General features: G+C 55.9%; 2 pseudogenes. One reads left to right on the top strand and one right to left on the bottom strand.

Annotated elements, in window-relative coordinates:
• A pseudogene (locus EZM41_RS00080) lies at positions 1-267 on the bottom strand (hypothetical protein); the annotation flags it as partial.
• Here EZM41_RS00080 and EZM41_RS00075 point away from each other — a divergent pair.
• Positions 248-395: pseudogene (locus EZM41_RS00075) on the top strand (UDP-N-acetylglucosamine 1-carboxyvinyltransferase); the annotation flags it as partial. The pseudogenes EZM41_RS00080 and EZM41_RS00075 overlap by 20 nt on opposite strands.

Raw genomic sequence — 395 nt, 5'->3', positions numbered from 1 at the left:
CATGGTATAGAGGAGCCTTTTGACCAGACGCCCTTTATAGAGATGCTCTTCCACTATCTCAGGCACATCCTTGGGAGTCACGCCGCAGTAAAACGCCCCTTCAGGATAAACTACGACGATCGGCCCCATCTCGCAGAAGCACGCAGCCCTTGCCCCGGCATCGCTTATGAGGTCGAGCGTGAGCATTCCCGTGCCAGCCCCGTCGGATATGAGGCCAACCGTACCATCAAGAGGCACATAGGTAATCGTGTCAGTGGAAACGCTCATAGAAAACGCCGCTCGAGAGCCGGAAATTGCCAACTTGGCCCAAGCCTTGAGGGAGATGGGAGCCGATATAAGCGGTGAAGGCACGGGCATAATACGCATTCGGGGCGTAGATGCGCTACACGATGCTG

Origin of the sequence: Acetomicrobium sp. S15 = DSM 107314 (assembly GCF_016125955.1) — a bacterium.
Lineage (GTDB): Bacteria > Synergistota > Synergistia > Synergistales > Thermosynergistaceae > Thermosynergistes > Thermosynergistes pyruvativorans.
Note: the sequence above shows the minus strand (reverse complement) of the source record. Positions and strands in the feature narration are given on the sequence as shown.